This is a genomic window from Actinoplanes sp. NPDC048796, from assembly GCF_040650035.1.
Taxonomy (GTDB): Bacteria; Actinomycetota; Actinomycetes; order Mycobacteriales; family Micromonosporaceae; genus Actinoplanes.
The window spans coordinates 359,802-382,720 of the sequence record NZ_JBEZGO010000004.1 but is presented as its reverse complement, the minus strand read 5'-3'; the positions used below and the strand labels follow the sequence as shown (position 1 = coordinate 382,720).

Sequence of the window (22,919 nt, the reverse complement as noted above, 5' to 3'; positions counted from 1 at the left end):
GCGTGTGCCTGGCACGAACACGGGATCCCGTGTCCTCCCGCCTTCCGTAGGCTGGTGCCCGCGGCGGGAGCCCGCCCCCGCACGAGATGGAGAGGACGGCCGTGGTCTGCACATTCTCACCGACAGTGTGCCCGGCTGACGAGTCGCGGTGAGCGGCCCGTTGAGCGTCAGCCTAGCGACGCTGTGTGATCAACTGGGTGGTCGTGTCGGCCCGGAGGCCGGTTACCAGCTCAGACAGATCCACGATCGTCTCGGTGAGCCGTTGCGGGTGGCCATCGCCGGCCGTCTGAAAGCCGGAAAGTCGACACTCGTCAACGCGCTGATCGGGCGCCGGGTCGCTCCGACGGCGGTCGGCGAGTGCACCCGGGTGGTGACCCGGTTCCGGTACGGGACGGCCGACCGGGTCGACGTGGTGTGCCGCGACGGGCAGCGGCGCAGCCTGCCGCTGGACGACGACGGCATGATCCCGCAGCGGCTCGGGGTGCCGCTGGCCCGGGTCGCGTACGTCGATGTGACCTTGACCAGTGAGAAGCTGCGTGACCTGACCGTGGTGGACACGCCGGGGCTGGCCTCGACCGACACCGTGGTCAGTGACCGGGCCGCCGAGGCGGTCGGCACGGCCCCGTTCGACGCGGACATCGACGCCGACTCCGCGTCCGAGGTGGCCGCCGCCGAGGCCGTGGTCTACGTGTTCACCCAGGCCGTGCGGGCCGACGACGTGCGGGCGCTGGAGGCGTTCCGGGACGCGTCGGCGCGGCTCGCGTCGAGCCCGATCAACGCGCTGGGCGTGTTCGGCAAGGCCGACACGCTGGTCGGCGGGGCCGGTGACCCGTGGCCGGTGGCCGAGCCGCTCGCCGAGAGCCAGGCGCGGCTGCTGGCCCGTACCGTCTCCGATGTGGTTCCGGTGGTCGGGTTGCTGGCCGAGACCGGTGAGGCGGGCCGGCTCACCGGCGCCGACCGTGACGCCTTGCGGCGTCTGAGCACGCTGCCGGCGGGCGAGTCGCGCTTGCTGCTGGCTTCGGCCGATCTTTTCCGTACGCGGCCGGCGCCGGTTCCGGCCGATCAGCGGGAGCGGCTGCTGAGCCTGCTGGATCTGTACGGGATCGGGTTCGCCCTGGCCCAGCTGGCCGCCGAACCCGGCTTGCCGACCGGTGAGCTGGTGCGGCGGCTGGTCACCGTGTCGGGGTTCCCGCGGCTGCGGCACACCGTGGAGCAGACGTTCCGGTGGCGGTCCGACGCGATCAAGGCCGGGTGGGCGCTGGGCCGGCTCGAGCGGCTGGCCGGGCACAGCCGTGACCCCCGCGACCGGGAGACGCTGCGCGACGCCGTCGAGGGGCTGCTGCGCGATCCGGCGTACCACCGGCTGCGGCTGCTCGACGCCGCCCAGCGTGTCGCCACCGGCGCGGTGGCGCTGCCCGTCGAATGGGAGCAGGAGTTGACCCGGTTGGCCACCTCGGAGGACCCCCGCTGGATTCTGCGGCTGCCCGAGGCGGGCCCGGACGAGCTGGCCGCGGCGGCGGTCGCCGCCGCCAACCGGTGGCGGGTGTACGCGGTCGCCGGCGCCGGCCCGGCCCAGTCCCGCGTCGCCCAGGTCGCGCACCGCGGTTTCCACCTGCTGGCCCAGCGGGTGCGCTCGTGAGCCGGCCCGGCGGTGATCTCGCGAGCGTTCTCGACGCGTGTGTGCGCGACACTCTCGCGTACGTCAAAAGCCAGGATCCCGACGCCGGCGCCGAACTGGCGCAGCTGCTGCGGGTGCGGGTGACCCGGCCGCAGGTGGTGATCGTCGGTGAGACCAAACGCGGCAAGAGTTCCCTGATCAACGCGCTGCTCGGCGTGCCCGGCCTGTCGCCGGTGGACGCGGCGGTGGCGACCGCCACGTATCTGCAGTTCGTGCCCGGCGAGTACGCGGTGCGGGCCTGGCCGCCCGGCGCGGGCGAGCCGGTCGCCGTCGACGACCTGGCCGAGTGGGCCACCGGGCAGCGGCGGGCCCGGCGGATCGAGGTGGCGCATCCGGCGCCGCTGCTGCGCTACGTCAGCCTGCTCGACACGCCCGGGGTCGGTGGTCTCGACCCGGCGCACGCCACTGTCGCGCTGGCCGCTGTGGAGCGGGCCACCGCGCTGATGTTCGTGGCCGACGCGTCGGCGCCGCTGTCGCAGCCGGAGCTGGATTTCCTGGTGGCGGCCAGCGAGCGGGTCGACGCGGTGGTCTTCGCCCTCACCAAGATCGACGCTTTTCCGGGGTGGCGGCGCATCGCCGAGGACAACCAGGAGCTGCTGCGCGCGCACGCGCCGCGTTTCGCCGGGGCGCCCTGGTTCCCGGTGTCGTCGCTGCTGGCCGAGCTGGCCGTGCAGTCCGGCCCGGCCGAGCAGGCCGCGCTGGTGGAGGCGTCGCGGATCGCCGAGCTGCAGCACGCCCTGGTCGAGCTGGCCGGGCGCGGGCATCAGCTGCAACTGGCCAACGTGCTGCGCGCCTCCCGGGCCGACCTGCTGCGGCTGCGGGAGGCCGCCGACGACCGGGTGCGGGCCGCCGACGCCGACCCGGTGCGCCTGGCGCAGGTCCGCGCGGAACGGGCGGCGCTGGCCGCCCGGAAACGTACCGAGTCGCGGCAGTGGACGCTGCTGCTGTCCACCGAGACGCAGCGGGCGCGGGTGGAGACCGTCGGGCATCTGCGCACCCGGATCGCGGCGGTGCAGCAGGAGTTCTCCACCCGCATCGACTCCGGCCGCGGGGAGGTGCTGGCCCAGCTGCCGCAGGCGCTCGACGCGGAACTTCAGGCCGTCGCGGTGCAACTGTCGCAGCGGCTGGAGGAGACGTTCGCGCAGGTCGGTGACCGGGTGCTGGCGTCGGTGTTCGACGAGGCCGAACGCGGCGCCATGCTGGGGCAGCTCAACGCGTCGCTGCGGCACGCGATGGACGCGGCCCCGCCGCGCGACGGCTCGGCCGACAATCTGCTCATCGCGTTGTCGGCCGGCGGGATCGCGTTCATGGCCGGCCGCGGCGCCATCCTCGGCGTGTCGGTGTTCGCCGCCGGGGGGCTGCTCGTGCCGGTCGCCGGGATCGGGCTGGGCCTGGCCGCCGGTGGTTACGTGCTGTACCGGCGGCGGGTGCAGCAGGACCGGCAGCAGGCGCGGATCTGGCTGCGTGACGTGCTCGGCGAGGCCCGGGCCGCGCTCGCCGACGAGATCGCCAACCGGTTCACCGACCTGCAGTACGCGCTGTCGGTGGCCGTCGACGACGCCGTGGAGAAGAGGCTGCGCGACCTGGACGCGCACATCGCCGAGATCGACGCGGCGGCCGCCGAGGACGCGGCCGGGCGCGCCAAGCGGCGCGCCGCCGCCCAGCAGGAGCTCGACACCGTCCGGGCGCGACTGCGCGCCGCCGACGCCGTACTCGCACGGGCCCGGGCCTTGACGCCCGTCCCACACGACGAGGAGAACCGATGACGGATCACCACGACTTCGGCGACCACGAAGACGACCTCCCGGTCTTCGACGACCATCAGCTGCCGGAGCACGCCGAGCCGCTGCCGTACGACGATCACCTCTTCTCGTACGACGAGCACGACCCGTACGAGCCGCCGGTCTTCGACGGCCACCTCGAGCACGTGGACACCGTCGACGAGCCGGTGCACGAGGTGGCCGAGCTGCCCGCCGAGGACCCGGTCGACGTGTTCCCGCCCCAGGTGGACGTGGGTGAACTGCCGGAGCCGGTGGACGGCTTCCCGTGGATCGACACCGGCAGCCTCGGCGTGGTGCCGGCCGGCGCGCCGGACACACCCGTCGACCCCGTACAGCCGCAAGAACTCGCCGACTACGCCGGTGAGCAGCTGCCGCCCGGGGTGGACCCGTGGGCGGCCCTGGCCGACTCGGAGGACCCGGCCACCTCCACCCTGGCCCGCTGGTGGGCGCCGGACAACTGAGGGGCCGCCATCGACGACGGCCCTTGGCCCGGTGCCCAGGGCGGCGGCGCGCCCGGGCCGTTGGCCGCGCGGAGACGGTCCGCTAGTCTCCTGCGCGTGCGGGCTGGAAACGCCCGGTACTTACCGGTACGCAAGGGAGCCAACCCGCATGGATGTCGCTGAGTCTTCGCAGGTGGATCGCGGTGGCAACGGAGCCGGCCGGCGGGAGCGCCGCGGCTGGTACATGTACGACTGGGCCAACTCGGCGTTTCAGACCACCGTCATCACCGTGTTCCTGGGACCGTTTTTGACGACGGTGACCAAGACCGCCGCCGGCTGCGAGGTCGGCGCGACCAACTGCCTGGGCTGGGTGCACCCGTTCGGCGTCAAGGTCGCGGCCGGGTCCTTCTACCCGTACGTGGTGTCCCTGTCGGTCCTGCTGACCGTGTTCGTGCTGCCGGTGACGGGCGCCGTCGCCGACCGGGCGCCCCGCAAGAAACCGCTGCTGGCCGCGGCCGCGTTCACCGGGTCCGGGGCGACCATCGCCATGGCGTTCGTGACCGGCGACCGCTACCTGCTCGGCGGGTTCCTGTTCCTGATCGCCAACATCTCGTTCGGCGCGGCGATCGTCGTCTACAACTCGTTCCTGCCGCAACTGGCCGGCCCCGACGATCGTGACAAGCTGTCCAGCCGCGGCTGGGCCATCGGCTACCTGGGCGGCGGGCTGCTGCTCGCGTTCAACCTGGTCGCCGTCACCGTCCTGTCGGTCGACGGCGACGACCAGCGGACCCTGGACATCGCCCGCTGGTGCATCGTGTCGGCCGGCCTGTGGTGGGCGCTGTTCACCGTCGTACCGCTGCTGTGGCTCAAAGAGCACCCCGGCCGGGCCGCCCTCGCCGGCAACGGCAACGTGCTCACCGACGGGTTCCGGCAACTGGGCCGTACGATCCGCGGGATCCGCGCGTACCCACTGACCCTGTTCTTCCTGCTCTCCTACCTGATCTACAACGACGGCATCCAGACCGTGATCACCTTGGCCAGCCAGTACGGCACCGAGGAACTCGACCTCGAACAGTCCACCCTGATCATCACGATCCTGATCGTGCAGTTCCTGGCCTTCGGCGGCGCGCTGCTGCTCGGCGCCCTCGCCGCCCGCATCGGCGCGAAACGCACCGTGCTGTTCAGCCTGGCCCTGTGGCTCGCCGTGATCATCGCCGCGTACTGGCTGCCGGCCGGCCAGCCACTGCCGTTCATGCTGCTGGGCGCCGGTATCGGCCTGGTCCTCGGCGGCAGCCAGGCCCTGTCCCGCAGCCTGTTCTCCCAGCTGATCCCGGCCGGTAAGGAAGGCGAGTACTACGGCTTCTACGAGATCAGCGACAAGGGCACCAGCTGGCTCGGCCCGCTCGCGTTCGGCCTGATCTTCCAGCTGACCAACAGCTACCGCGTCGGCATCGTCTCCCTGGTCGTGTTCTTCCTCGTCGGGGGAATCCTGCTCGCCCTGGTCCCGATGCGCCGGGCCATCGCCGAAGCCGGCAACACACCCCCGAAACTGATCTGATGGACATCACCGTCGACCCCGGCTCCCCCGTCCCGCCGTACGAGCAGGTCCGGCTGCGCATCGCCGAACTCGCCGCTGCCGGCACCCTGACCGCCGGTGAGAAACTGCCGCCGGTACGCGCCCTGGCCACCGAGCTCGGCCTGGCCGCGAACACGGTGGCCCGCGCCTACCGCGAGCTGGAGACGGCCGGTCTCGTCGAAACCCGCGGCCGGGCCGGCACCGTGATCACGTCCCGCGCCGCCGGCACGTCGGTTCAGGCGCAAAAAGCCGCTTCGCTGTACGCCGAGAAGACCCGCGCCCTGGGCGTCGACCCGCAGACCGCGCTGAGCCTGGTACGGGCGGCCCTGGGCCTGTGACCCGTCAGGCGCCGGGCGGGGCGAACCAGGGCGGCCCGTCCGGCGCCGTGGTGGTCTCGATCCGCAGCGTCGTCAGATCACTGACCGGCGGCAACTGACCCACCTCGAACCAGCCGACCTCAAGCGACTCGTCCCCGTCGGGCCGGGCCCGCCCGCCGGCGGCCCGGCACCGGAACCACACGCTCAGATACGAGCAGTGGTCCCCGTTCGGATACACGGTCTCGTGCACGGCCACACCGGCCAGCCGCTCGACCACGGCCCGCACACCCGTCTCCTCGTAGATCTCCCGCAGCACCGCCTCAGCCGGCTGCTCCCCCGGCTCGACCATCCCGGCCGGCAGCGCCCACTGCCCGTTGTCGGAGCGCCGCAACAGCAGAACCCGCCCCTGCTCGTCCCGCACGACACCGCTGGCACCGGGAAGCAACAGCAGCTCATGCCCCACGTGCGCCCGCAGCTTGCTCACATACTCCGAAACCGCCATAGCGCGCACGGTATCCGGTGAGCCACTCCCGCCCCCGTTCTGGTTCAGACGGCGTCGGCCCAGGCGTCGCCGATGTTGCTCTCTTCGTAGTCCCACCAGCCAAGTTCGGCGCCGTCGCGGAGCAGCCGCTTGACGGCGGACAGGTCGACGGTCGGTGGGACATCGAGCGCGACGATGTTGTACTGCTCGATGCCTTCGCCGGTTACGCCGACGCCGGCGAACTCGTCGAGCACTCTTTGGCGATCGCCCTGTAGTGGGCCGGCGCGGAATGGCACCACCCGCACGGTGCACCGTTGGGACCACTCGACAACCTCGACGGCGGTCAGCGTGCCGTCGTCGTCGCGGACGACCCTGACGTGGTCACCGCACGAAACCCCGCGGGCGAAGAACGGAACGTTGTCGAGCTCGACAACGTCGTCGGATACCGGCCCCGCCCACATGGATTCGGTGCCGACGGGTGGCCAGCCATCTTCCACCCGTATGTGAAAGAACACTTTGACCAGGCCGGCGCGGTCGTCAGCATCGCTCCGCTTCATGATCAACATTGTGGCCTCTGTGGGAGGTCGTGTTCCTGGAGCAGGCGGGTGATCGCCGGATGGCCGGCGAGTTCGCTGCTCAGGATCGCCTGGGTGGCGGCCTGCCGCTGTGGTGACGGGCCGTCCGGGAACGTGAGGCCGAGCAGCAGGCGTACGGCGTAATAGAAGCGGTTGCCGTCGTCGCAGCCGGCGGCCAGCCGGTCGGTCAGCATGGCGGCCAGGCCGGGCACGGAGGCGGCCGGTAGGTCGCCGAGGGCGAGCGCGGCGCCCAGGACCGGGCTTTCGTGGTGCAAGGTCCATCCGTAGACGTTGCCGGGGCCGTGGAACAGGCAGTCGCACAGTTGCTCGAGCATGTCCGGGTCCGGGGTCTCGACGAGGCGGACCAGGCCCATCAGGACCGTCCAGCGGTTGATCCGGTGCGGCTGGTCGCGCCAGCGGGCCACCGCGGCGGCCAGGCCGGTGTCGTGCGGGCCGCCGATGGTTCCCGCGGTCAGGCAGAGGAACGAGGCGACCACCCGGTCCGTTTCGGCGGCGAGCCGGGCGGTGAGGGCCGGGGTGACCTGCGGCGCCGCTTCGGGGAAGAAGCTGAGCAGGTGGGCGCTCAATCCGCGGGCGTTACGGTCGGGGTCGTCGAGCAGGCGCAGGTAGGTGGGCACTCCGGCCCGTACGGCCTGGTGTGCCTGCCGGTGTATCGGTTCGGACTTTTCCTCGGGCAGGATCTCGGTCAGCAGTTCGTGTCCGAGGGTGCGGTCGGGCGCGGTGTCGTCGGCGAGCAGGTCGATCAGGTGCGGCACGGCGGCGACGGCGGCCGGGTAGAGGGAGTCCTGGTGCAGGGCCCGGGCTCGGAACTGCTCCATGGCGGCGGTGCGGCGCTGCTCGTCCGGGGCGCGCAGGGACGCCGGGAGGTCGGGCAGGAAGGTGGCCGGCCCGTAGGCGTCGTGCGGGTGGGAAGGCACGCGGGCACCTTACTGGTGCAGGGCGGGCAGCAGTTTGGCGGTGACGGCGCGCAGCTGGGCGATGTCGTCGGCGGTGAGATGGTCGAAGATGAGGCGGCGGACCTCGGCGACGTGGCCGGGGGCGGCGGCTTCGAGGGTGGCCAGGCCGGCGTCGGTGAGGTGGGCCATCTGGCCGCGTTTGTCGGTGGGGCAGGCGCGGCGTTGCAGCCAGCCGCGCTGTTCGAGGCTGGTGACCGCGTGCGACAGCCGGCTCAGGGTGGTGCCGACGGCTTTGGCCAGGTCGGTCATGCGCATGCACCGGTCCGGTGCGGCGCTGAGGGTGGCCAGGATCTGGTAGTAGGCGTGCGGGATGCCGGTGTCCTCGCGTAGCTGCCGGTCGAGCGCGGCCGGCATGAGCATGAGGATCTGGGCGATGTCGAGCCAGGCGCCCATCTCGTCGTCGTCGAGCCAGCGCGGGGTGCTCATGTGGTTTGGAAGGAGCGCTTGGCGAAGCCCATCGAGTAGCCGTCGATCGCCGTGCGGATGGGCCCGGTGGGGTCGGTGGCGGCGCCGAGGGTGACGAACAGCGGGGTGAAGTGTTCGACGGTGGGGTGCGCGTACGGCATGCCGGGGGCGCGGTCGCGGAAGGCGGCCAGTTCGTCGACGTCGCCGCGGGCGAGGGCGTCGGCCGCCCAGTGGTCGAAGTCGGACGACCAGCCGGGTACGTGCCCGGCCAGCATGGCCCGGGTCATGAACTGCAGACCGTGTGTCATGAAGCCGGACCCGACGACCAGCACGCCCTGCTCGCGCAGCGGGCGCAGGCGCTCGCCGAGGGACATCAGGGTCCCGGCGTCGTGGGTGGGGATGCTCAGTTGCAGGACCGGGACGTCCGCTTCCGGGTACATGATTTTCAGGGGCACCCAGGCGCCGTGGTCGAGGCCGCGCCCGCCGTGCTCGTGCACGGCCCGCGGCATCAGGGCGGTCACCTGCCGCGCCAGGTCACCGGCGTCCGGGGTGTCGTAGCGCATGCGGTAGTAGACGGGGCTGAAGCCGCCGAAGTCGTACACCAGATCGGTGTTGGCCCGGGAACTGGAGATGGCCAGCGGCGCGGACTCCCAGTGGGCGCTGACGATCAGGACCGCGGTGGGGCGGGGCAGGTCGCGGGCCCAGTCGTGCAGCTGCCGCATCCAGGCTTCGTCCTCGAAGGTGGGCGGGGCCCCGTGGCTCAGGTACAGCGACGGCAGCGGGCCGTCGGCCGGGGTCCACCGCCGGTGCGCGCCGAGGGTGGCGACCCGGTCGAGGTGACGGCGGAACGGGTGGGCGGCGGGTATCAGGGTGTCCACGGCGGTCCTCACGCGGTGCGCTGGCTCGGCAGGTTCAGGGTGTGCGCGGTGTGGTCGCGTTTGGTGGCCAGGTAGCGGGCGTTGGCGTCGGACAGGTGCACGCCGGTGGGGATCTGCTCGGCGATGGTGATGCCGAGCCGGCCGAGCTGGGTGGCCTTGTCGGGGTTATTGCTCAGCAGCCGGATCGTGTCGGCGCCGAGGGTGTGCAGCATCTGCGCGGCGGCCGTGTAGTCGCGTTCGTCCTCGCCGTGGCCCAGGGCCAGGTTCGCCTCGTACGTGTCCAGGCCGGTGTCCTGCAGCGCGTAGGCGTCCAGTTTCGCGTACAGGCCGATCCCGCGGCCTTCCTGGCGCAGGTAGAGCAGGAACCCGCCGGCGGTGGTGATCCGCTCGGCGGCCTCCCGCAGTTGGGGGCCGCAGTCGCAGCGGCGGCTGCCGAACACGTCACCGGTCAGGCATTCGCTGTGCGGGCGGACGAGGGGGACCTCGGTGTCGCGCCACGGGCCGAGGCCGAGGGCGAGGTGTTCACGGCCGTCGGCCAGCCCGGTGAAGGTGAACACGTCGGCCGTGGTGGTGTAGCCGTCGGGGAAGCGCAGCGGAACCACGACGCTGGTACGGACCGTCATGCGCTCAAGCATCGCCGCCGAATGTTGAAACATCAACAACGCGTGCGGTGTCGTACGCCACCCGCGCCCCGGCGTAGATTCGCGCGCATGAATTACCGGACCTTGGGCGCGAGCGGGCTGCGCGTCTCGGAGCTGATCCTGGGCACGATGACCTTCCAGGAACCGTACGACGAATGCGCCCGCGTCCTCGACGCGTACGCCGAAGCGGGCGGCAACACGATCGACACGGCAGTCAACTACCGCGACGGAGCCAGCGAGGAGATCCTCGGCAAACTCCTGACCGGGCGCCGCGAACAGTTCGTGCTAGGAAGCAAATACACGGTGTCGCGCGACCGGCGCGACCCGAACGCCGCCGGCAACGCCCGCAAAAACCTGCGAGCCTCGCTCGAGACCAGCCTGCGCCGCCTCGGCACCGACTACCTCGACCTGTACTGGGTGCACATGTGGGACCAGGCCACCCCGATCGAGGAGACGATGCGCGCCCTGGACGACGCGGTACGGGCCGGGAAGATCCTGTACGTGGGCATCTCCGACGCCCCCGCCTGGGTGGTGGCCCGCGCGAACACCCTGGCCGAGTGGCGCGGCTGGAGCCCGTTCGTGGGCTTGCAGGTCCCCTACAGCCTGCTGCAACGTGACGTGGAACGCGAACTGCTGCCGATGGCCGCCGCCCTGAACCTGGGCGTGACCGCATGGAGCCCCCTGGCGGGCGGCGTACTGACCGGCAAATACAGCACGGGCGTACGCCCGGAGCAGTCCCGCTTCGACCCCGACGGTCTCGGCGACCGCGCCCACACGGTGGCCCGCACAGTCAGCGAGGTAGCGGCCGCCCGCGGCGTCCCAGCGGCCCAGATCGCCATCGCCTGGACCCGAGCCCGCCACCGCGACATCTTCCCCATCATCGGCGCCCGCCGAGCAGACCAACTACAGGACAACCTGGGTGCCGTACGCCTGCAGCTGACCCCCGAGGAGCTGACACGCCTGGAGGCGCCCACCGCTTTCGAGGCCGGCTTCCCCCAGGACTTCATAGCCCAGACCTCCGACTGGGTCCTAGGAGCAGCCCGCGTCTGACGGCTCCCCCCGTCCCACGTCGGCGAAGAAGGCCGCGACAGGATAGTTCGCGATACGGCGAGCCAAGCCGACCGGTGTGTTCCCGTGCCGCTCAAGGAGGAGCCCCAAGCGGGACCGGCGGGACCGGCGGGACGGGCCAATCGGGTTCCCGAAGTCGGGTTCCGTTCAGGCTGGAGCGTCCCGCATTGCCTGGAGCAACGCCTGGCGGACGAGGTCGTGCGCGAGGGGCGGCAGCTCCTCCGGCCGGAACCAGCCGATCTCGTCATGCTCCTCGGGGGCGGCGTTCGCCGGCGTCCCCGACCACTCACCGACCATCCACGCGCTGAGCCGGATGGCGCCCCACCCGCCGTCCGCCTCCAACCGGCACAGACGCACGGCCGAGGCCGCCGCTATCCGGACACCCAACTCCTCACGCATCTCCCGGGCCAGGGCGGCCAGCTCCGCCTCACCCGGCTCGACGTGCCCGCCGGCCAGATCCCACACATCCGGGTAGGCGTGACGGCTCGGACTGCGGTGCACGAGCAGGACCCGCCCCGCCCGCACCAGCGCCCCGGCCACGATCTCGCGCACCTAAACCGCCGGCTCGCCGCGCAGGACCAGGATGTGCCACACATACTTCAGCAACTGCAACACCTCGGCGCGGTCACCGAACGACGACCACACCGACGGCTCGCGGGCAGCACGGCCCACCACCTCCGCGTCGAGCACGTCCCGGCCGAAATACGCGGCCACGGCCGCCGCCAGCGCCGGCACCTCAGAACCCCGCAAACCGGCCGGGAAATCGGCCGCCGCCAGACGGAAACCCGGCGACCAGCGCAGCGGCGGACCCAACGCGCCCAGCTGCGCCTGAACCGGCGTACCCCGGAACGAAGGGTCGACCACAACGGCCGTGACGTCCGCGGCGACCGTCACACCCCCATGGATCTGCGCCTCGACGTAGTCGTTCATCGCCCGGCCCGCCGCCGTACGCGGCACCCCCAACGCCCGCACCCACTCCGCCGGAGACGACGCCGGCACATTCAACGCCTGGCCCGTCCGCGCCACCTCCGACAACAACGACTCCCACACCCCACGGAACGTCGTCGCCGTACCCACCACCGCCGGCTCCGAGGCACTGTCACCGTGACTGAACGTCGCGCGCGACGACACCTCCTCCGCCAACACCAGATGACAGCTGCCGAACCTCGGCGACGCCCCATCCGGATAACCCGCCAGATTCAGCCCGCCATAAATCGGCCGCCCGGCCGTACCCGTGTACGCGCCGCCGAACATGCGATGCTCCCACCGCTCCCGGTCACCACCCGGATACGCCGTCAACCCACCGTTGGAGATACCCGTCTCGAACTGACTGCGATACACACCCTCGGCCGCCAAACACTCCGCCACCGTCGCGCCGCCGGCCAGCAGCCGATCCGGGTGGAAACTGACCGTGATCGGGGCCGCCGGCACCGGCGACGCCTCCGGGAACAACCCCCGCACATGCGCCAGCGCCCGCAACCCCGCCGACGTCACTGCGCCTCGATCGTGCCCGTGACCAGCAGCACCATCAGCAGCAGACCCAGCACCACCCGATAGAAAATGAAAATGCTGTACGAATGCCGCGAAATGAACTTCAACAACCAGTTCACCGAGAAATACGCCACCACGAAACTCACCGCGGTCGCCACCAGCGTATTCACCCAGCCCACACCATTCGCGATGTTGCCGGCCTCCTCATAGCCCTGCAACAACGACGCACCCAGCAGAGCCGGAATCGACAGGAAGAACGACAACTTCGTCACCGTCACCCGATCGAAATCCCGCAACAGACCCGCCGACATCGTCGCCCCCGACCGCGACACACCCGGAATCAGCGCCAGACACTGCACCACACCGATGATCAGCGAATCCTTCCACGTCACATCGTCCTCATGACGCACCTGCGTGGCCGCGTGATCAGCGAACGCCATCACCCCGCTCCACAGGATCAACGCACCCGCCACGAACCACAGGCTCCGCAGCGTCGTCTCCACCTGATCCTTGAACAACAACGCCGCGATCACGATCGGAATCGCACCCAGAATCACCGCCCACCCGAACCGGTAATCCTGATTGTCACGCTTCGCCTTGCTGAACAGACCACCCAGGAACGCCGGAACGATCCGCGCGATGTCCTTACGCAGATACAGGATCGTCGCCAGCACCGCACCCGACTGAATGATCACCGTGAACGCGGTGATGTCCGGATCATCCAGCTGATAACCGAGCAACTTCTCCAGGATCGTCAGATGGCCGGTACTCGACACGGGCAGGAACTCGGTGAAACCCTCAACCGCCCCTAGTAACACCGCTTCGATGATGTTCAAGACCTATGCCCACCCTTGATCCGCTTTGACGCCGCGGCACAGCATAGGGGCAACTGTCACGCCCCGCTGCGATCGGGTCAGCTCTCGACCACCCGGCCCGCCGCGACATGCCAGCGCCGCCCGAACCCCACCGCATCCGCGAAATACCGGTCATGCGTCACCACCACCAAAGTCCCCCGGTACCGCCGCAACGCCTCCTCCACCACATCCAGCGCGTCGAAGTCCAAAAAGTTCGTCGGCTCGTCCAGCAACAACACCCGCGCCGGACTGTTCACCAACACCGCCAACAGCAACCGCCGCAACTCACCGGCCGACAAACTCCGCAACCGCGCATCCCACTGATCAGCCCCGAACTGATGCCCCAACAACAACGCCTCGGCATCATCCAGATACACCGGAACCCGCTCCCGGAAGAACCCCATCACCGTCTGATCCGTGCGCAGCCCATCCGAGGTCTGCGGCAACACCGCCGCCTCGATCCCCTCACCCAGCGCGTTCAGCAACGTCGTCTTCCCCGCACCGTTCCGCCCCGTGATCAAAACCCGGTCCCCCCGGCGAACCGACAGATCGACACCGTCCAACAACACCCGATCCCCCGCCGTCACGACCAGACCCTCAGCCCGCAGAACCACCTCACCCGGATCACCGGCATCCTGCGGAAAAGCCAACGTCAACGGCGGCCGCGTACGCGGTTTCGCGATCCACCGCACCGACTCCATCTGCCGCCGCAACCGCCGCTCACGAACCTTCGCCTTCCGCGCCACCAGACGAGCCACCCGCCGCAGATGAGGCGCCTCCGCCCCCGACCGAACCGAGTTCTCCACACCCCGCGAGAACTCCTTCGTCCGCTCGATATCCGACTCCCACCGCCGGCGATCCTTCTCCTGCGCCTCGAAATCCAGCAGAAGCCGCTCCCACCGCCGCTGCTTCTCCACCCGAAACGCCGAATAACCACCACCCGGATAGTCCTGCGGCTGCTCGTCGATCCCGTCCAACTCGACGATCCGCGACACCACGGCATCCAGAAAAGCCCGGTCATGACTCACGGTCAAAACCCCGCCCGGGTACGCCGTGAGCCACCCCTGCAACCACGCCACCCCCTCCGCGTCCAGATGGTTGGTCGGCTCATCCAGCAACAACACATCCGGCTCGGCCAGCAACGCCCGCGCCAGCAACAACCGCGCCTGCTCACCACCACTGACCGAACGCAACGGCAACTCATCGGACAGATCAGCGATGTCCAGGCGCTGCCGAACCTCACCGACCCGCGCCTGCGCCGTCCACCCCTCCAACGCGGTCCACCGCTCCTGCACGGCCCCGTACTCACCGAGCACGTCCTCACCGGCGGCCAGCCGCGCCTCCAGCACCCGCATCCGCGCGGTCACCTCGGCCAGCTCCCCCAGACCGCCGGTCAGGAAAGCACCGACGGTCCCCCGCGGATCCGGCATCTGCTGAGCGACATAACCCACCCGGGTACCCGGCCCGTACGTGACGCTGCCGCTCACCGGCTTGAGCTCACCGGCCAGCACCCGCAGCAGGGTCGTCTTGCCGGCCCCGTTCGGCCCGACCACCCCGATCCGGTCACCCTCACCGAGCACCAGATCGAAACCGGAGAACAGAGCATCGCCGTCGTGGGCGCAACTGAGCGAGACAGCTTTCAACAAGGGGCCCTCCAAGGAGCAGACACCGACAGGGGTACGCGCAAGCCGGGTCGCATCACATGAAGAAGAGCACTCCTCGAGCCGTCGACAGGAACGCCACCACCCTGCCCCGCGCCTCCGGCTCTCGCAACCGTTTTACCCGAGCTCGAACCAAAGGCGGGGATGCCGTTGATTCCTTTTTGTTTTGGGTTCTGTGTGCGCGGGCGCACACCCGGTAAGGCATCCTAGGATGATGGTGGGGTTTCCTGCGTTGTCGATCACGGCGGGGCTTGCCCGGGACGGGTGGGGTGTGCGGTTGACGGAGAATGGGCCTCGTGCCGCGACCTATCCCCAGCGACCCGTCCGGCCGGCACACCGCCGGTCCCCTTCGGACTCGTGAGGAGCTTCGAGACCTTCGCCCTGACCTGCTGGAACGCTACGACGCCGAACTGCCGGGCGCCCGCGCGGCCATCCTCGGCCGGCTGCTGGGCGCCGTCGACCGGGAAGCGCTGCCGGGTCTGACCGGCCGCCGTCGCGGCGAGGCGAGCTTCGCCCGCACCCCCGACGGGCGGATCGGCACGCTGTGGCTCGGCGGCCCTGAACAGCGGCCCGGCGCGGCCGGCATTCGTGCCGGCGCCGGCACGCCGCCCAGCGCGGCAGGAGAGCCAGGCGACGCGGCCGGCCTGTGGGCCGGCGCGGCAGGGCGTCCAGCCGATACGGCGGACCGGGCAGCCGACGCGGCGGGACGGGCTGCGGGACGGGCAGCCGACGCGGCGGGCTGGGAAGCAGGCAGCGCCGGCTGGCGAGCAGACATGGCAGGACGGTGGGCCGGCGCGGGAGACGGGCGCGCCGGTACAACGGAGGGGAGCACGGGCGCCGGCTATCCGGAGCGATCGGCTGGGACGATTCCCGACATGGCGGTAATGGGCGAGGTTGTGCTGCGGTACTCGCCGGAGGCCGCGGCGCCGTTCTTCCGGGGGGTGGCGGGGCTCGCCGTCGACGTTGAACTGGCTGGTTCCGGGCAGGTCACGCGCAACACCGACCCGGGTGCGCTCGTCCGGCTGCTCTGGGGGGACGTCCCGTTCGCCGCCGAAGTGGACAACAGCGTCGCCAACCTCGCCCTCGCCCGGGCCGCCCAGACACGCGAGCCGCACCTGCCGCCCGCCGGGCCCGACGCGCTCGGGCTGGTCGAGCAGCAGATCGTCGACGGGCATCCGCTGCACCCCGGGTGCCGCACGCGGGGCGGGATGAGCGTCGCCGACGTGCTCGCCTACGCGCCCGAGCACTCCCCCGTCATCCGCCTGCGCCGGCTCGCCGTGCCGGCCGACCGGTGGTTCGGGGACGGGCCGCCCGTGCTCTACGCCCACCCCTGGCAGGCCGATCACCTGCGCGACCGCTATCCGTGGCTGCGCGACGACGGCGAGACCGGTCCCGTACGGCCGCTGATGTCGCTGCGAACCGTCGCCCCCCTCGACGGCGGGCCGCACGTCAAGACCGCCGTCGACATTCAGATGACCTCGGCCGTACGCACGGTGTCCCCGGCCGCCGTGCACAACGGCCCCCTGCTGTCGCGGCTGCTGCGGGAGCTCACCGCCGACCTGCCGATCGAGATCCTGGCCGAGACCGGCGCCGGGGCGGTCATCGCCGACGGGCAACCCCAACGGCATCTGGCCCACCTGTTCCGCGCCGCGCCCCGCCTGGCCCGCGGCGAGGTCGCCGTCCCGCTCGCGTGGCCCGGGGCGGCGCCCCTGCCCCTGGGACGCGGCGACGACCCGTACCAAATTATGGGGTTGATCTCGAAGGTCCTTTTCGGGCCCGTCGTACGGCTGCTCGCGCGCGGGGTCGCGCTGGAGGCGCACGGGCAGAACACGCTGCTGGTGCTCAAGGACGGACGGCCGGCGCGCATCCTGTACCGCGACCTCGGCGGGGTGCGGGTCAGCCCGGCCCGGCTGCGCGCGGCCGGGGTCGAGGCGCCGCCGCTGAAGGGCGACCTGCCCAGCGACGACCCGCGGGTCCTGCGCACGAAGCTGTCCGCGGCCGCCTTCGGGACTGTCGCGCAGGAGCTGGTCACCGCGTTCCACCGGTGGCACGGCGCGGACCGCGGGCGGCTGTGGGGCATCGTCGCCGCCGCGGTGCGGGACACCGGCACCGTCGACGCGCCGCACCTGCTGCGCGACCCGCTGCCGGTCAAGGCCACCACCGCGATGCGGCTGGCCGCCGACCCGCTCGACGACCTTTGGGCCCACCTCGACAACCCGATGGCGGAACACGCATGAATCGCAGCGTTATGCGCACCGAACGGATCGCGCACACCGAGGCCGCTCTCGCGGTGCACGCGCCCGAGCTGGTGCCCGGTTTCCTGGCCAGCCTGCCCGAGGCGGCCGACACCGTGGGCCGGCGGCTGCGCGGCGCCCTGGTCCGCGAGGGCCTGCGCGACATGGGCCCGGGCCTGCGGCACGGGTTCGGCCGGGTCGAGTACGCCACGAGCGGGGTGGCCGATCCGGTCGACCTGCTCGGCGACATCGAGGCGCCTGGGTTCGCGGCGGAGCTGCGCAACGCCGTACTCAATCTGGCGGTGGCCATGGCCCGCCCGGCCGCACCCGTCGATGACGACCCGGACGCTCAGGCGATCGGCCTCGAGCGCCTGGCCGTGGCCGGGCACAACCTGCATCCCTGCGGGCGGACCCGGCTCGGCTGGGACACCGGTGACGTCCTCGCCCACGATCTGGAGGCGGCCAGGACCAGGATCGGATTCGTCGCCGTACGCGAGGACCTGCACCTGGGAGACGATCTCTTCCCCGACATGCCGGGCAACGTGGTGCCCGTCCATGTGTGGCAGCGCGACAACGTCATCGTCTCGCGCTACGCCGACCTGATCCGCGACGGCGCCCTCAAGATCCTCGACCACGAGATCGACGCGATCCCCACGGCGGCCCTGCGCACGCTGCTGCTGCCCGGCACCGGCCACTACCTGAAGGTCTCCCTGGACATCCAGGTCACCTCGACCCGGCGCAGCATCAGCGTCGCCAGCACCCGCAACGGCCCGGCCGTGTCCACCCTGCTGCACCGCCTGGTCGCCGACGACCCGGCCGGCGACCGCCTGCTGCTGATGGCTGAGACCGCCGGCGCCGCCGTTCCCGTCGGCTCCGGCCGCGACCTGTCGGCGATCCGCCGCGACGGCCTCACCGGCCGCCTGGCGCCGGGCGAGCGGGCCATCCCCGGCGGCGCCCTGCCGTTCCTGCTCGACGAGCTCGTCACCGGCGACCCCGCCACCTGGCTGCGCGAGTACGCCGAACTGCTGCTGCCCCCGCTGCTGCGCTTCACCGCCCGGGGCGTCGCCCTCGAAGCCCACCTGCAGAACTGCCTGCCCACCTTCGTCGACGGCCGCCCGCACCGCCTGGCTCTGCGCGATTTCGCCGGCCTGCGCCTGCACCCGGGCCGGCTGCGCGCCGCCGGGCACGACATCGTCCTGTGGCCCGGCTCGGTGGTCGGCACCGGCGACCTCGACGTGCTCCGCGCGAAGATCGGCTACACCATGTTCCAGGCCCACCTGGGCGAGTTGATCATGCGCCTGGATCTGGACGAGGACCGCGCCTGGCGGATCGTCCGCGGCGTCGTCGACGAGCACGCCACCGGCGACGACCACGCCGCGTTCACCGCGCCCACCGTGCCGCACAAGGCCCTCGTGCGGATGCGCCTGGCCGGCGAGGGCGACATCTACGTCCCGGTGAGGAACCCGCTGCATGCTGCCGCCTGACCTGCCCCGGCCCGTCTGCGCCTACCTCTACGACACCGCCACGCTGCGCGCCCGGGCAGCCCTGGTCCGGCGGTCGCTTCCGGCTGGGGCTTCCCTGATGTACGCCGTGAAAGCCAACGGCCATCCGGCGGTCCTGGAGACGCTCGCCCGGGAGTGCGACGGCCTGGAGGTCGCCTCCGGCGGCGAACTGGCCCTGGCCCGTGCGGCCGGCGCCCGCCGGATCGTGTTCGGCGGCCCGGCCAAGACCGACGCCGAGCTGCGCGCCGCCCTGGACGCCGGCGTCCTGATCAACGCCGAGAGCGTCCACGAACTGCACCGCATCGCCGCCCTCGCGCCGAGCCCGCCCGAGGTGGTGCTGCGCGTCAACCGCCCCGGCAGTCCGCTGCGGGGCAGCCACACCATGACCGGCACCCCGACCCCGTTCGGCGTGCCGGCCTCCGACGTGGCGACCGCCCTGTCCGTTCCCGGCGTGACCGTCATCGGCTTCCACCTGCACGCCGTCTCCAACAACCTGGACGGCCACGCCCACGCCGCGTTCGTCCGCGACTGCCTGCGCTGGTCCCAGGCCCAGAACCTGCCCGGCCTGCGCGTCGTCAACGTCGGCGGCGGCTTCGGCGTCGACTACCTGTCCGGCGCGTCCATGGACCTGTCCCCGCTGCGCGCCATCGAGATCCCGCCCGGCCTCGACCTGATCTTCGAACCGGGCCGTTTCCTGGCCGCCGACGCCGGCCGCTACGCCGCCGAGGTGATCGACGTCAAGACCACCCACGGGCGCACGTTCGCGGTGCTGCGCGGCGGCACCCACCACTTCCGCCTGCCGGCCGCCTGGGGCTACTCCCACCCGTTCACCGTCGTCCCCGTCGACGACTGGCCGCACCCGTACCCACGCCCGTCGGTGACCGACACCGAGGTCGACGCCGTGGGCGAGCTCTGCACCCCCCGCGACGTGCTCACCCGCGGCCAGCACGTCACCCGGCTGCGGGCCGGCGACATCCTGGTCTTCGGCCGCGCCGGCGCCTACGGCTGGGACATCTCGCACCACGACTTCCTGCGCCACGACCCACCCACGTTCGTCATCACCTGACACTTCGGCCGTGACCGAAGCACCGCCCGGGCATCATCGTCGAATGGACGACGCCTCTTCCCTGGCCGCCTGGGCGGCCCTGCTGGCCGACCGCACCCGGGCCGCCTTCTGCCTGGCCCTGATGGACGGCCGGGCCTGGACCGTCGGCGAGCTGGCCCGCCACGCCGGCGTGGCGATGTCCACCGCCAGCGAACACGCCGGCCGCCTGGTCACCGGCGGCCTGCTGACCGAACATCGCCAGGGCCGCCACCGCTACCTGGCCCTGGCCACCCCCGAGGTGGCCACGCTGATCGAGACGGTCACGGCCGCGACAGATCAAAGGCCTTCCCCCGTACGCTCGTTGAGCGCCGCCCACCGCGGGCGCAACCTCGCGTACGCCCGCACCTGCTACGACCACCTGGCCGGCACCGTGGGCGTGGCCCTGGCCGACGGCATGACCGCCACCGGCATGCTGACCAGGCAGAACGGCCTGTCCCTGACCCCTGCCGGCCGCACCCGCCTGACCGCCCTCGGCGTCACCCTGGACACCCCGGGCCGCCGCCCCCTGCTCCGCGACTGCCTCGACTGGACCGAACGCCGCCCCCACCTGGCCGGCACCACCGGCGCCGCCCTCCTGCGACACGCCCTGGCCGCCGCCTGGCTGATCCGCATAGGCACCGGCCGCGCCCTGCGCCTGACCGAGCGAGGCCACACCGCCTTCACCACCCACTTCGGCGCCGTCCTGGACTCTCCCGCCGCCCCGAAGCCCCGTCTCTAGCGGTCGCCGTCCAGGGTCACCGGGGTGAGGCTCTGGCCGGTGCCGACCGCCTCGCTGAGCCGCCGCCCGCCCTGGACAGCGAGGAAATGCGGGGCCTCATGGCGTACGACGATGTCGCCGTCCTCGGCCGTCGACTCGTCCCGGCGTACCCGGGCGGGGTCGAGGTAGCATCGGGGGCCGGCGGCGCCCTCGGCCCGGGACTGGATGAGCGCGACGACCCGCTCCGGCTCCGCGCGGGTGGTGTCGCAGACCAGGTCGTAGTTGGTCAGGCGGGTCTTGTCGACGCCGTACCGGGAAAGGAACCTCTGCCGTTCGCTTTCGCTGCGCTCGGCCAGATGGCGGCAGGCCTCGTCCAGGCTGCGGTAGCTCTCGACCGCGTCACCCGGTCGCCCGAACGCCCGCCGCGCCGCCACCAGCGGATCGGCGATCAGATGAACCTTCACCGCCCCGGCGAAGAAGTGCCACGCCAGCCGGCTGTCCACGACGAGCCGCTCACCGGACGCCGCGATGTCGTGCTGCAGCTGATCGATGTAGTGGTCGACCTTGTCGTCGAGCTCGGCGTGCACGTTGAGCTGCAGCGCCGTCATGCCCCGCTCGGCCGCCAGCCGCCGGTAGAGATCACCGATGCTGACCCGCCGCACCCCCAGCCGCCGGGCCAGCATCACCGACACGGTCGTCTTCCCACTGCCGAGATCACCGTTGAACACCACCGACGGAAGCGTCTCCATCGACCAACCCTATTCCGGCGTCGCTACCGTCTCCCGGCGCCGCCCCCGCCGGTACAGGCGTTCGGTGGCGGCCGCGACATCAAGCTGCCGCACCCTTCCGGCGAATCTCTCGTAGGAGTTCAGAAACGAGGTCTCCGACCCGCGGATCTCCCGCTCCGCGCGGACGTACGGCTCGATGCAGCTCCAGGTGCGCAGCATGCGATATTCGACCTGAACGGCGATGAAGTCCCAGTCGGCCACGCCGTACTCGGCCAGGCAGCCCAGGTGCTGGTAGTAACACGCGATGTCGAAGGCGTGACCGCGCAGCGGCTCCGGCAGACGCATGAAGCCGAGCGCGGGGTCCTGCCGAGGCAGTTCCTCCCAGAGTTGCGCTTCCTTCCGGGTGAAGTCCGCGGTCCTCTGGGCCTTCAGGGCGTCGAGCACGATGGGAAGGTGGTTGGCGTTGTGATTCAGCCGCAGCGCACGCCACGTCAGGATCGACGACGTGATGACGGCGGCCAGCGCGACCAGCAGGGCCATTACATTGATCATTTGCGACATGGGCACCGCCGACTCTGGGAAACTCACCCTTGTCGGCAGGGTAGGTACGTGACGCAAGACCTCGGGTCAGCGGCCGGGTGGGGTGGGCCGGACGCGGCGCAGTTCGCGCAGGGCCTGGCGGCGGACGTCGCCGGTGAGGGTGTCGATGTAGAGCTTGCCGGCCAGGTGATCGGTCTCGTGTTGCAGGGCGCGGGCCAGGAATCCCGTGCCGGGAATGACGATGGGCTCGCCGTGGCGGTCGAAGCCGCGGGCCGTCACCGACAGGGCGCGCTTGGTCGGGAAGCCCAGGCCGGGCAGGGAGAGGCAGGCCTCCTCGTCGTCCTGCTCGCCGGCGAAGTCGCTGAGCACCGGATTGATCATGTGGCCCACGACGCCGCCCACGTTGTACGAGAAGGCGCGCAGGCTGACGCCGATCTGCGGTGCGGCGACGCCGGCGCGGCCGGGAACCCGCACCGTGTCCTCGAGATCGTCGATCAGGGCGCCCAGCTCGGCGTCGAACGAGGTCACCGGGTCGGCCTCGGTACGCAGCACCGCGTCGCCGAAGATCCGAATAGGCCGTACTGTCATGCCTTGAAGCCTATCCGGTCGTTACCCGCCGCTGGGTCACGATCCTCACCCCGTCGTCCACGCCCGCCTACTGGCACGCCGGACGATTTTGTCGTACCCCCGTGGCAGGGTCATCGGCGTGCCGAAGACGCAGTACTTCACCGCGACCACGCTCGACGGGTACATCGCCGACGAGCACAACCGTCTCGACTGGCTCTTCGAGGTCGGCGAGAGCCGCGCCGACGAGACCGGCGCCGCCCCGTTCGAGACCTTCTTCACCGGCGTCGGCGCCTTCGCCATGGGCGCGACGACCTACGAGTGGATCCTCGGCCACGACGCCCTGCTCGACAACCCGGCCAAGTGGGCGGACTACTACGGCGACACCCCGGCCTGGGTCTTCACCCATCGCGACCTGCCCCCGATCCCCGGCGCCGCCCTGAGTTTCGTGCGCGGCGACGTCCGCCCGGTCCACGAGGCCATGACCACCGCCGCCGCCGGCAAGAACATCTGGCTGGTCGGCGGCGGCGACCTGGCCGGCGCCTTCGCCGACGCCGGCCTCCTCGACGAACTCATCCTCGGCGTGGCCCCGGTGACCCTGGGCGCCGGCGCCCCGCTGCTGCCCCGCCGCCTGACCTCGAAACGCCTGACTTTGACCGGCCTGAGCCAGCGGGGCCAGTTCGCCTATTTGACGTACGCCGTCGGCCCGCCCACCAGCTGACCCTC

At 71.4% G+C, this 22,919-nt stretch carries 23 protein-coding genes and 1 pseudogene; 11 read left to right on the top strand and 13 right to left on the bottom strand.

The window, feature by feature from the left end:
* Positions 1 to 160: 160 nt before the first annotated feature.
* The 5 genes from AB0C26_RS20380 to AB0C26_RS20360 all read left to right on the top strand — a co-directional run bounded on the left by AB0C26_RS20380 (position 161) and on the right by AB0C26_RS20360 (position 5,813).
* Positions 161 to 1,639 (top strand): dynamin family protein, encoded by a 1,479-nt coding sequence (locus AB0C26_RS20380; protein WP_360249280.1) that lies wholly within the window; start codon positions 161 to 163, stop codon positions 1,637 to 1,639.
* On the top strand, positions 1,636 to 3,444 hold the full coding sequence (locus AB0C26_RS20375; protein WP_360249277.1) for a dynamin family protein: 1,809 nt from the start codon (positions 1,636 to 1,638) through the stop codon (positions 3,442 to 3,444). The genes AB0C26_RS20380 and AB0C26_RS20375 overlap by 4 nt, the downstream gene beginning before the upstream one ends.
* The gene (locus AB0C26_RS20370) at positions 3,441 to 3,920 is read left to right on the top strand and encodes a hypothetical protein (RefSeq protein ID WP_360249274.1); all 480 of its coding nucleotides are present in this window, start codon (positions 3,441 to 3,443) and stop codon (positions 3,918 to 3,920) included. Before AB0C26_RS20375 ends, AB0C26_RS20370 begins: the two co-directional genes overlap by 4 nt.
* 148 nt (positions 3,921 to 4,068) lie before the next feature.
* Positions 4,069 to 5,457 (top strand): MFS transporter, encoded by a 1,389-nt coding sequence (locus AB0C26_RS20365; RefSeq protein ID WP_360249271.1) that lies wholly within the window; start codon positions 4,069 to 4,071, stop codon positions 5,455 to 5,457.
* Positions 5,457 to 5,813: a GntR family transcriptional regulator gene (locus AB0C26_RS20360; protein WP_360249268.1), complete on the top strand. Its 357-nt coding sequence runs from the start codon at positions 5,457 to 5,459 to the stop codon at positions 5,811 to 5,813. Before AB0C26_RS20365 ends, AB0C26_RS20360 begins: the two co-directional genes overlap by 1 nt.
* Before the next feature lie 4 nt (positions 5,814 to 5,817).
* Here AB0C26_RS20360 and AB0C26_RS20355 read toward each other — a convergent pair whose 3' ends face one another.
* From AB0C26_RS20355 to ribA, 6 genes are read right to left on the bottom strand one after another with little or no spacing between them, the layout of a single operon-like run.
* Complete coding sequence (locus AB0C26_RS20355; RefSeq protein ID WP_360249265.1) at positions 5,818 to 6,294, bottom strand: NUDIX domain-containing protein; 477 nt, start codon at positions 6,292 to 6,294, stop codon at positions 5,818 to 5,820.
* A gap of 44 nt (positions 6,295 to 6,338) precedes the next feature.
* Positions 6,339 to 6,830: a DUF4265 domain-containing protein gene (locus AB0C26_RS20350; RefSeq protein WP_360249262.1), complete on the bottom strand. Its 492-nt coding sequence runs from the start codon at positions 6,828 to 6,830 to the stop codon at positions 6,339 to 6,341.
* Between the two features lie 2 nt (positions 6,831 to 6,832).
* A complete protein-coding gene (locus AB0C26_RS20345; RefSeq protein WP_360249259.1) occupies positions 6,833 to 7,786 on the bottom strand; it encodes a hypothetical protein in 954 nt (317 codons plus the stop codon).
* Positions 7,787 to 7,795: 9 nt separating this feature from the next.
* The gene (locus AB0C26_RS20340) at positions 7,796 to 8,251 is read right to left on the bottom strand and encodes a MarR family transcriptional regulator (RefSeq protein WP_360249256.1); all 456 of its coding nucleotides are present in this window, start codon (positions 8,249 to 8,251) and stop codon (positions 7,796 to 7,798) included.
* Complete coding sequence (locus tag AB0C26_RS20335) at positions 8,248 to 9,108, bottom strand: class III extradiol ring-cleavage dioxygenase (protein WP_360249253.1); 861 nt, start codon at positions 9,106 to 9,108, stop codon at positions 8,248 to 8,250. The genes AB0C26_RS20340 and AB0C26_RS20335 overlap by 4 nt, the downstream gene beginning before the upstream one ends.
* An 8-nt stretch (positions 9,109 to 9,116) precedes the next feature.
* The gene (gene ribA, locus AB0C26_RS20330) at positions 9,117 to 9,731 is read right to left on the bottom strand and encodes a GTP cyclohydrolase II (RefSeq protein WP_360249249.1); all 615 of its coding nucleotides are present in this window, start codon (positions 9,729 to 9,731) and stop codon (positions 9,117 to 9,119) included.
* Positions 9,732 to 9,818: 87 nt separating this feature from the next.
* On the opposite strand from ribA, the gene AB0C26_RS20325 reads away from it, so the two are divergent.
* Positions 9,819 to 10,799: an aldo/keto reductase gene (locus AB0C26_RS20325; RefSeq protein ID WP_360249246.1), complete on the top strand. Its 981-nt coding sequence runs from the start codon at positions 9,819 to 9,821 to the stop codon at positions 10,797 to 10,799.
* Between the two features lie 165 nt (positions 10,800 to 10,964).
* On the opposite strand, the gene AB0C26_RS20320 is transcribed toward AB0C26_RS20325, so the two are convergent.
* From AB0C26_RS20320 to AB0C26_RS20305, 4 genes are all read right to left on the bottom strand, one after another.
* Positions 10,965 to 11,369: an NUDIX domain-containing protein gene (locus AB0C26_RS20320; RefSeq protein WP_360249243.1), complete on the bottom strand. Its 405-nt coding sequence runs from the start codon at positions 11,367 to 11,369 to the stop codon at positions 10,965 to 10,967.
* Positions 11,370 to 12,311, bottom strand: a complete 942-nt coding sequence (locus tag AB0C26_RS20315; protein WP_360249240.1) for a DUF3626 domain-containing protein — start codon at positions 12,309 to 12,311, stop codon at positions 11,370 to 11,372.
* Complete coding sequence (locus AB0C26_RS20310) at positions 12,308 to 13,144, bottom strand: undecaprenyl-diphosphate phosphatase (RefSeq protein ID WP_360249237.1); 837 nt, start codon at positions 13,142 to 13,144, stop codon at positions 12,308 to 12,310. The genes AB0C26_RS20315 and AB0C26_RS20310 overlap by 4 nt, the downstream gene beginning before the upstream one ends.
* Positions 13,145 to 13,221: 77 nt before the next feature.
* The gene (locus AB0C26_RS20305; RefSeq protein ID WP_360249234.1) at positions 13,222 to 14,808 is read right to left on the bottom strand and encodes an ABC-F family ATP-binding cassette domain-containing protein; all 1,587 of its coding nucleotides are present in this window, start codon (positions 14,806 to 14,808) and stop codon (positions 13,222 to 13,224) included.
* A 311-nt stretch (positions 14,809 to 15,119) separates the two neighbouring features.
* Here AB0C26_RS20305 and AB0C26_RS20300 point away from each other — a divergent pair, with 311 nt between their 5' ends.
* From AB0C26_RS20300 to AB0C26_RS20285, 4 genes are read left to right on the top strand one after another with little or no spacing between them, the layout of a single operon-like run.
* A complete protein-coding gene (locus AB0C26_RS20300) occupies positions 15,120 to 17,060 on the top strand; it encodes an IucA/IucC family protein (RefSeq protein ID WP_360249231.1) in 1,941 nt (646 codons plus the stop codon).
* Complete coding sequence (locus AB0C26_RS20295) at positions 17,057 to 18,541, top strand: IucA/IucC family protein (RefSeq protein ID WP_360249228.1); 1,485 nt, start codon at positions 17,057 to 17,059, stop codon at positions 18,539 to 18,541. The genes AB0C26_RS20300 and AB0C26_RS20295 overlap by 4 nt, the downstream gene beginning before the upstream one ends.
* Positions 18,528 to 19,625 (top strand): alanine racemase, encoded by a 1,098-nt coding sequence (locus AB0C26_RS20290; protein WP_360249225.1) that lies wholly within the window; start codon positions 18,528 to 18,530, stop codon positions 19,623 to 19,625. Before AB0C26_RS20295 ends, AB0C26_RS20290 begins: the two co-directional genes overlap by 14 nt.
* A 43-nt stretch (positions 19,626 to 19,668) precedes the next feature.
* On the top strand, positions 19,669 to 20,382 hold the full coding sequence (locus tag AB0C26_RS20285; protein ID WP_360249222.1) for a winged helix-turn-helix domain-containing protein: 714 nt from the start codon (positions 19,669 to 19,671) through the stop codon (positions 20,380 to 20,382).
* 44 nt (positions 20,383 to 20,426) lie between these two features.
* Here the strand turns inward: AB0C26_RS20285 and AB0C26_RS20280 are convergent.
* The 3 genes and pseudogenes from AB0C26_RS20280 to AB0C26_RS20270 all read right to left on the bottom strand — a co-directional run.
* Positions 20,427 to 21,110: pseudogene (locus AB0C26_RS20280) on the bottom strand (AAA family ATPase); the annotation flags it as partial.
* Between the two features lie 9 nt (positions 21,111 to 21,119).
* Entirely contained in the window at positions 21,120 to 21,629 is a 510-nt protein-coding gene (locus AB0C26_RS20275; RefSeq protein WP_360249219.1) for a hypothetical protein, read from the bottom strand.
* Positions 21,630 to 21,716: 87 nt separating this feature from the next.
* On the bottom strand, positions 21,717 to 22,217 hold the full coding sequence (locus tag AB0C26_RS20270) for a peptide deformylase (RefSeq protein WP_360249216.1): 501 nt from the start codon (positions 22,215 to 22,217) through the stop codon (positions 21,717 to 21,719).
* A 118-nt stretch (positions 22,218 to 22,335) separates the two neighbouring features.
* Here AB0C26_RS20270 and AB0C26_RS20265 point away from each other — a divergent pair, with 118 nt between their 5' ends.
* Positions 22,336 to 22,914, top strand: coding sequence for a dihydrofolate reductase family protein (locus tag AB0C26_RS20265; protein ID WP_360249213.1), 579 nt, complete (start codon positions 22,336 to 22,338; stop codon positions 22,912 to 22,914).
* The last annotated feature ends 5 nt before the right edge of the window (positions 22,915 to 22,919 follow it).

What these genes read in the sequence shown, in the direction of transcription:
- AB0C26_RS20360 (WP_360249268.1), top strand. Translation starts at nt 5,457, where the DNA reads ATGGACATCACCGTCGACCCCGGCTCCCCCGTCCCGCCGTACGAGCAG.
- AB0C26_RS20350 (WP_360249262.1), bottom strand. Translation starts at nt 6,830, where the DNA reads ATGAAGCGGAGCGATGCTGACGACCGCGCCGGCCTGGTCAAAGTGTTC.
- ribA (WP_360249249.1), bottom strand. Translation starts at nt 9,731, where the DNA reads ATGACGGTCCGTACCAGCGTCGTGGTTCCGCTGCGCTTCCCCGACGGC.
- AB0C26_RS20340 (WP_360249256.1), bottom strand. Translation starts at nt 8,251, where the DNA reads ATGAGCACCCCGCGCTGGCTCGACGACGACGAGATGGGCGCCTGGCTC.
- AB0C26_RS20325 (WP_360249246.1), top strand. Translation starts at nt 9,819, where the DNA reads ATGAATTACCGGACCTTGGGCGCGAGCGGGCTGCGCGTCTCGGAGCTG.
- AB0C26_RS20285 (WP_360249222.1), top strand. Translation starts at nt 19,669, where the DNA reads ATGGACGACGCCTCTTCCCTGGCCGCCTGGGCGGCCCTGCTGGCCGAC.
- AB0C26_RS20295 (WP_360249228.1), top strand. Translation starts at nt 17,057, where the DNA reads ATGAATCGCAGCGTTATGCGCACCGAACGGATCGCGCACACCGAGGCC.
- AB0C26_RS20355 (WP_360249265.1), bottom strand. Translation starts at nt 6,294, where the DNA reads ATGGCGGTTTCGGAGTATGTGAGCAAGCTGCGGGCGCACGTGGGGCAT.
- AB0C26_RS20270 (WP_360249216.1), bottom strand. Translation starts at nt 22,217, where the DNA reads ATGACAGTACGGCCTATTCGGATCTTCGGCGACGCGGTGCTGCGTACC.
- AB0C26_RS20365 (WP_360249271.1), top strand. Translation starts at nt 4,069, where the DNA reads ATGGATGTCGCTGAGTCTTCGCAGGTGGATCGCGGTGGCAACGGAGCC.
- AB0C26_RS20290 (WP_360249225.1), top strand. Translation starts at nt 18,528, where the DNA reads ATGCTGCCGCCTGACCTGCCCCGGCCCGTCTGCGCCTACCTCTACGAC.
- AB0C26_RS20275 (WP_360249219.1), bottom strand. Translation starts at nt 21,629, where the DNA reads ATGGCCCTGCTGGTCGCGCTGGCCGCCGTCATCACGTCGTCGATCCTG.
- AB0C26_RS20370 (WP_360249274.1), top strand. Translation starts at nt 3,441, where the DNA reads ATGACGGATCACCACGACTTCGGCGACCACGAAGACGACCTCCCGGTC.